We start from the raw sequence: 6,734 nt of genomic DNA on the forward strand, positions 1-6,734 counted from the left end.
CCCGCACCCCGCACCCCGCACCCCGCACACGTTCCCCCCTTTATCAAATGATTTGCTAGACATTGGAGTACGTGAACATCCTCCCTTAGGTTTATAATTAGGTAGAGCGTAAGTCTGACTTCTACCTTGTCTCTACTGGAGCGAAGAAATCTATGAACCTTGAATATATCGAATTAAGCAGGAAGAAAAGATTCGATTTGTGGGTTGGCAGGCGGTTGACCGGGAAATATACGCGAGATACGGGGCTGTGGAGGTTTGCCGTTGTTTCCATGTGGCTGCTAAGCTGCGTGGCTGTTGCGGTTGCCGCCATGGGCATGTCGACCGGGTTCGGGTCGTTGTTCGATGTTGTAACAGGGATAGCTTTGAACACGATTGCAATGGCCTTTTCGGCTGCGTTTATAACCGTTGTGTTAGCGATCATAGGCGCGAGAGTTCCTCGGTTTACAACGGGAAGTTTCTTGTATATGAACGTACTCGTTTATTTTATTTTGTACTTTTCCGAATTCGGCTGGAAGGGTGCGCTTGTTTACTCTGTCCTTTTTACGGTGACGGCTGCGGGGTTGGGGTTGTTGGCGTGGTTGTTGGCGAGAGTTGGCGGAAGGCGTCGCGTGGCACTGTGGGCTGCGTCGATGGCTGTAATCGTAATGGCAGGCTTCTATGTTAGGCTCGATACGATAGAGAATTCCGCGGATCGCGCGGATGGTAATGATGTGCACGCACAAGCCTCGAGTTTTCCTGATCCGTCCGAACCGGGAGAGTATGCATACCGTTCCTTCACTTACGGCAGCGGAAAGGATCGGCATCGCTCGGAATTCGGAGATGAAACGGACGAGCTGTCGGTGTCGGTCAATGCATCGGACTATATCAAGAACTGGCCATGGCTGCGGGAGAAGTTCTGGGGTTTCGACGAGAGACGGCTTCCCTTAAACGGAAGAGTGTGGATGCCGGAGGGAGACGGGCCTTTCCCGCTCGTGCTTATGGTGCATGGCAATCACCTGATGGAAAAATTCTCGGATGAGGGCTATGGCTATTTGGGCGAACTATTGGCAAGCAGAGGGATGATCGCCATCTCGGTCGACGAGAATTTCCTGAATTATTCGGTATGGTCGGGCATTCCCAAGGAAGATATGAAGCTGCGCGCTTGGCTTCTGCTTCAGCATGTGCGGCAGCTTCAGGTTTTCAGTCAGCGGGAAGAATCGCCTTTCCACGGCCGGGTGGACTTTGGGCGCATTGCCATGCTCGGGCATTCCCGCGGCGGGCAGGCAGCCGCGATGGCCGCCGACCGAAAGCAATGGTTCCCGGAGGACAAGAGCTTGCCTGAAGAGGATAGCTATTCGATTCAAGCGGTAGTCGCCCTGGCGCCAACCGATACCGAAGTAGAGGGCAAGCGAACAGAGCTGAAGGACGTATCTTACTTAACGCTTCAAGGCGCGAAAGATGCCGATCTGGTTAACTTCTACGGCGACAGGCAATATGGCCGGGTTGCTTTTTCGCCGAATTCGGAAGCGTTTAAGGCTTCGCTCTATATAGAGGATGCCAACCACAGCCAATTTAATACGATGTGGGGCAGATCGGATAATGCATGGCCGACGGGTCTGTTCGTTCGTCCTCCCGAGTTGCTTGCGGCGGAGGATCAGCGACAGGTCGCCGAAGCATACGTCTCGGCGTTCCTGGAAACCGCGTTACGCGATAACGAGGAGTATGAGCCTTTGTTCCTCGATTACCGATTAGGCTTAAGTTTTCTGCCGCAAACTCGTTATTATAATCAATATGAGAGCGGAAGGTTTGAGCGGATCGCGGATTTCAATGGGAAAGATAGAGCCGTCCTTTCTCCGGGGGTGACGGCTGAAGCATCCGGTCTAGCCGACTGGCGCCTTGCGGAAGCTCTGGACCGGCAAGGGAAGAGCAAGGGAGATCAAGGCATGCTTATCGAATGGAAGAATGGGGGCTCTTACTCGGTTCTTCTGGATTCCTCGGTGATAAAAGAACCGTCGAATGAAGATGTTCTGATGTTTTCACTCGCGTATATAGAGCATGAAATAGAAGATGGGCTGCAAGAAGACAAGTTATTGGAAAATGAATCGCTAGAAGAAGCGGGCATATCCATAGACGTCGAGGTCGTAGACCGCTCGGGGAATGCCGCAAGGTTGCCGCTAAGCCAATTCATGGTCACGAATCGGCAAAGCTCGACCCGTTTCACTTGGCTCCCGGGTATGGAGGATGAGTTTTCAGAAGGGAAGTACAAGAATTCTGAGGAATCCGTATTTCAATCGTTCGGGCTTCCTCTTGAAGCCTTTTTGAAGCAAAACAATCAATTCGACCTGTCCGATTGGTCGAGGGTGACGCTCATCTTCAATGGCAGTCCGGGCAAGGTCATGCTGGACGACCTGGGGTGGATGCGGGAATGAGAATAGCGGAATCGAAAAGAAAGCAAAACCGTTTGGCGTTCTCATCAGTCTAATAGCTAAAGGGAGGAAGCTTCATGACGACTGAGCAGTTGGTTCGCGCCGCCCAATCCGGCGACGATGAAGCGTTCTTCCTCCTCGTTAGCGGCGAGAAGGAGCGTCTATATCGGATTGCTTTCGCGTATTTGAGAAGCGAATCGGACGCGTTGGAAGCGTTGCAAGAGGCGACTTGTCGTGCTTACGCGAAGCTTCGCAAGCTGAAGGAACCGCAATATTTTCACACGTGGCTTATCCGGATCTTGATTCACTATTGCATCGACGAACAGAAACGCATGAGTAAAGCATCCTCCCTTCCGATAGAAGCTTCCCCGAATAAGGATCCTCATGCGACGCTGGATGATCGGTTGGAGTTAGAGGCTGCCATAGAACGGTTGAACCCTCAACAGCAACATATCATCATCCTTAAATACTATCACGACATGACGCTGACGGAGATAGCCAGATTGCTGAAGAAGCCCGAGGGAACGATCAAGACGTGGCTTAACAAGGCTCTAACGCAGCTGCGCGCTCATATTGGCAGAGAAGGGGGCGGTGACTTTGTCCAACCTAATTTCCTTGGAAGAAAAGCTTGACGCCGCCGGCTTATCCAGAAGAGATGTGCTGATGCCCGACAATATCGATGAATACTTGAGAAAAGGAATAGTTCAGGGCCAAGCTCGTCGCAAGAAGTCAACGACAAGAATCCGCCGAAGAGCATGGTCGGGAATCGCGATGGCTTTGTTGCTTATCGCTTGCGTCACTACGATTCGGATCTCTCCCGTGTTCGCGTCATTCCTTCGGGAGATTCCGGGAATGGAAGCCATCGTGAACCTTGTACGGGAATCGAACGACCGTGGGATCGGATTAGCGTTAAACAATGATTTTTTCCAGCCCATCGGTGCATCGGATGAATATAAAGGCATCAAGCTAACGGTCGAAGGGATTATCGCGGATGACACGAGGGCCGTTATCTTCTATTCCGTCGACAACCAATCCTCGAATGAACGGCTTACTCTGGAACGACCTCGATTAATGGATGCCAATGGGAAGGATTTCGCACGCGGCATCAGTTGGGGCAACATCGCACCGGGAATCGAAACTAAGGATATCGGGTTTCACAGGGGGACCATCGACGTTCAATTACAAGAAGGGGATGAGCTTCCGGAAACCATGGTGCTGACCACTGCACTGGTCGCGGGAGAGACGAATGTTCCCGTAGACTTAGAGGCGACCGAACCGCCGGAGTCAACCCCTGACCCCGTCGTAAATCATCTCTACACAGTAAACATTCCCGTCGACCGTAAGAAATTCGAGGGGCTGAAGCAAGAGTATTCTTTGAACCAAACCATAACAGTAGAAGGTCAGAGAATCACATTTACCAAAGCGACGGTTTACCCGCTAAAGATCGCGGTCGACGTCGAAGTGGATGAGTCGAATAGCAAACAGGTTTTCGGGCCTGCGGATATCCGGATGACGGACGAGGAAGGCGGCGTTTGGAAGACGTTCATGACTTTCGGGGATTTCCGTTCGAAGACAACGATCTACTTCGAGAGCAATTACTTCCGCAAGCCCATGGAATTGTATCTGGAAGGAGAATGGTTCCGCGCCTTGGACAAAAGCAAGATGGATATCGTCATCGATACCGATAAGCGGAAGCTTCTACAGGCGCCGGACGGTTTTCTTAAGCTGAAGAGCGTCACTCCATTCGGAAAATACAAGAAAATAACCTTGCAGCTCGCGGCTAAAGAAAAAACTGCAGGGATGTGGGGATACAATGTCATTAGCGGTGATTTTATTGACGCTTCAGGTAAAGCTTACAAACAAGCATATATTCCTGGCGGAACCGTGGTGTCGACAAGCTCGACCGGCGAGAAAAACGAGCAGGAAATGTACTATTACTTGGACGACAAGAAGTACGAGCAGCCGCTTACTTTCAAAGTCGGCAGCTACCCGAGTTTCATTCATGCGCCTTACAAAGTGCGGATTAAATAAAACGGGCATTCCCGGGGTCTGAATCTACCTCGTGGGACAGTGCGTGCGGGGGAGGGATTCGAGAGAATACCCCGTGATGTGTTACTATGGAAGTAATGCAAGCAAAGGAAAATAAGGAGAGGGAGGGTACCATGGCGTTACAGAGGAAGCTTATCATTAAGGGCGGCGTCGGCAGAGCCTTATTGGATACATCTAAGCTGGGTTGCAAGTTCACGTTGGAGCAGTCGCCTCGGGGGTGGAAAATGCAGATAGCGGACGTGCAAGCGGAGTTGGCGGCATCGCTCGAGAGTATGATACAGGAGATACATTTCTTCTACTACGAGGATGACGAGGAGTTGCGAAGTCACCATAAATGGTGGCTAAGCGATCTGGATTGTCCGGTGATGTCGTACGATCCGCAGAGCGCGACGCTCACTATCGAAGTGTCCGAGCGCGTTGGCTTTACCGTCGATAGCTCCGAGCATGGGCAGAAATAAAAGAATGGGGCGGAAGACCAATGTCATTAAGTTAAACTCAAAGACAAGACAGGGAATAAAAATGGAATCCGAAACGGCATGGGGAAAAGCCCTGTGCCGTTTGTTTTTTTGGTGCAAGCAAGGAAAAAGAGTACAGCAAACAAAGCGGATGGAAGATCCGCTTAAAAAATGTTCATGTGATACCACTAGACATGCGTAAAACCTAACATGAATAAAATAGATTCAATTTATTACTATTTATGTAAAATTATGATGAAATATCTCTGGTGAAGCAACATAAAAACTCCTATTGTAAAGGTGTAGGCGTGTTACCCTACTTCCTCTACAAAGGAGCCACCATGGGTAACATAACGCAAAAATCAGTTCTATGCAACTGTTTAAATCTATTGGATATTTCACCGTTTCATTGTCCCTTCACAGACCGTTACACCAAAAAACTTTCAGTGGGAGCTGCGATTGTTCTTTTTGTCGAAGGACAACTTCAACAAAGGAAAGCTCTTGCAGACATCGTACTGAACTTGGAAACCAACAAAGATCTTCAGGCCTATACCGGAATCACTTCGATTAATGAATCGTCCTTAAATCGAAAGTTAAATTCCATCCCCTTAGCTTATCTCGAGTGGTTATTCGCCCGATTGGCTCAGGAACTCAAATTGCGAAAGCGTGGGGCTAAGGGGATTCGGCATTTTGGAAATCTGACTCCCGTTGATTCTACCACCCTGTCCCTTCCGTCCGTATTGGGGGATTGGGCGTATTTTCAAAATAAGCACAAGGGAGTAAAGATTCACACTCGGCTGCTCTCGCTTGAATCCGACTTCCACATCCCCGATGAAATCGTCCTTTCTACTGTTGGGGTAGCGGATATGCAAGCGGTCAATCGACTGGTCACGCAAAAAGACACGACTTATATCTTTGATCGAGGCTATGTTCATTACGGTAATTTCAAACGGTGGATAGAGGAATGCGTGCTGTTTGTCGCCCGCTTGAAAGCAAAAACGCGTTATACCGTGCTGCATGAACGCTCCGTTTCGAAGGACAGTCACGTCATCTGCGATGCCGATGTAGAAATATTGGATCAGGTCTCCGGCCAAACCTTCCGAGCTCGCCTTGTGCGGTTTCAAGATAACAAAGGCAAGATGTACGATGTACTAACCAATCGTAAGGAACTAACGGCTGAAGATATTAGTGAAATTTACCGTTGTCGTTGGCAAATCGAATTGTTCTTCAAGTGGATCAAGCAGCATTTGAAGGCAGTGAAGTTCCACAATAACAGTCCCCACGCAGTATGGGTTCAGCTTTATATCGGTATCATTACGTATCTGTTATGTGAGTTGATTCATCTGGAATCTGAGTCAAAGCTCAGTCTATGGGACTTTATTCGGAAGCTACGCTATTACGCGATGAAAACCTGGAACGCATTCAAACGGGTATTGAAAAGGAAGCCTCGAAGCACTTCGAGAGGTAGGCAGAAATCCCTTGAGCCCCCAGATAAACCGCGGTGGACAGGAACAAAGCGAAAGACGGTAAAAATCATTCTAGAATGACAACAAACGGTTTTATCATATGGAATTAAATGGTAATCGTCTACGATTAAGTGGTTATTGTCTTTTTTGCTTATCTCGCAAAAAACCAACTGTAAAAATATTACTTTTCAGAAGATCTGCTACTTATGTTAGGTTTTACGCATGTCTAGTGATGTGATACGAATTATGCTACTCTGTAGACGAAGCTGACAGCTGATTTATAGCGGATTTTGCGCGTATTCTTCTGCCCTGGGCGAATGGGTCGAATCGGCAAAATGTTTTTGCGAATCAGCGCTTCA

General features: G+C 49.1%; 5 protein-coding genes. All 5 read left to right on the forward strand.

Translation table 11 applies throughout. The features are described from left to right. Window positions 1-152: 152 nt before the first annotated feature. The 5 genes from E2980_RS23440 (at window position 153) to E2980_RS23460 (ending at window position 6,456) form a co-directional block, all read left to right on the forward strand. Window positions 153-2,408, forward strand: coding sequence for an alpha/beta hydrolase (locus E2980_RS23440; protein ID WP_135154629.1), 2,256 nt, complete (start codon window positions 153-155; stop codon window positions 2,406-2,408). 74 nt (window positions 2,409-2,482) lie between these two features. Further along, window positions 2,483-3,037: a sigma-70 family RNA polymerase sigma factor gene (locus E2980_RS23445; protein ID WP_135154630.1), complete on the forward strand. Its 555-nt coding sequence runs from the start codon at window positions 2,483-2,485 to the stop codon at window positions 3,035-3,037. Then, complete coding sequence (locus E2980_RS23450; protein ID WP_135154631.1) at window positions 3,003-4,436, forward strand: DUF4179 domain-containing protein; 1,434 nt, start codon at window positions 3,003-3,005, stop codon at window positions 4,434-4,436. Before E2980_RS23445 ends, E2980_RS23450 begins: the two co-directional genes overlap by 35 nt. A gap of 131 nt (window positions 4,437-4,567) precedes the next feature. Next, window positions 4,568-4,912, forward strand: a complete 345-nt coding sequence (locus tag E2980_RS23455) for a hypothetical protein (RefSeq protein ID WP_135154632.1) — start codon at window positions 4,568-4,570, stop codon at window positions 4,910-4,912. Window positions 4,913-5,250: 338 nt separating this feature from the next. After that, window positions 5,251-6,456, forward strand: coding sequence for an IS4 family transposase (locus tag E2980_RS23460; protein ID WP_167747239.1), 1,206 nt, complete (start codon window positions 5,251-5,253; stop codon window positions 6,454-6,456). Window positions 6,457-6,734 lie beyond the last annotated feature (278 nt).

The sequence above is a fragment of the Cohnella luojiensis genome (genome assembly GCF_004564235.1).
GTDB classification, from domain to species: domain Bacteria; phylum Bacillota; class Bacilli; order Paenibacillales; family Paenibacillaceae; genus Cohnella; species Cohnella luojiensis.

What these genes read in the sequence shown, in the direction of transcription:
- E2980_RS23460 (WP_167747239.1), top strand. Translation starts at nt 5,251, where the DNA reads ATGGGTAACATAACGCAAAAATCAGTTCTATGCAACTGTTTAAATCTA.
- E2980_RS23455 (WP_135154632.1), top strand. Translation starts at nt 4,568, where the DNA reads ATGGCGTTACAGAGGAAGCTTATCATTAAGGGCGGCGTCGGCAGAGCC.
- E2980_RS23440 (WP_135154629.1), top strand. Translation starts at nt 153, where the DNA reads ATGAACCTTGAATATATCGAATTAAGCAGGAAGAAAAGATTCGATTTG.
- E2980_RS23445 (WP_135154630.1), top strand. Translation starts at nt 2,483, where the DNA reads ATGACGACTGAGCAGTTGGTTCGCGCCGCCCAATCCGGCGACGATGAA.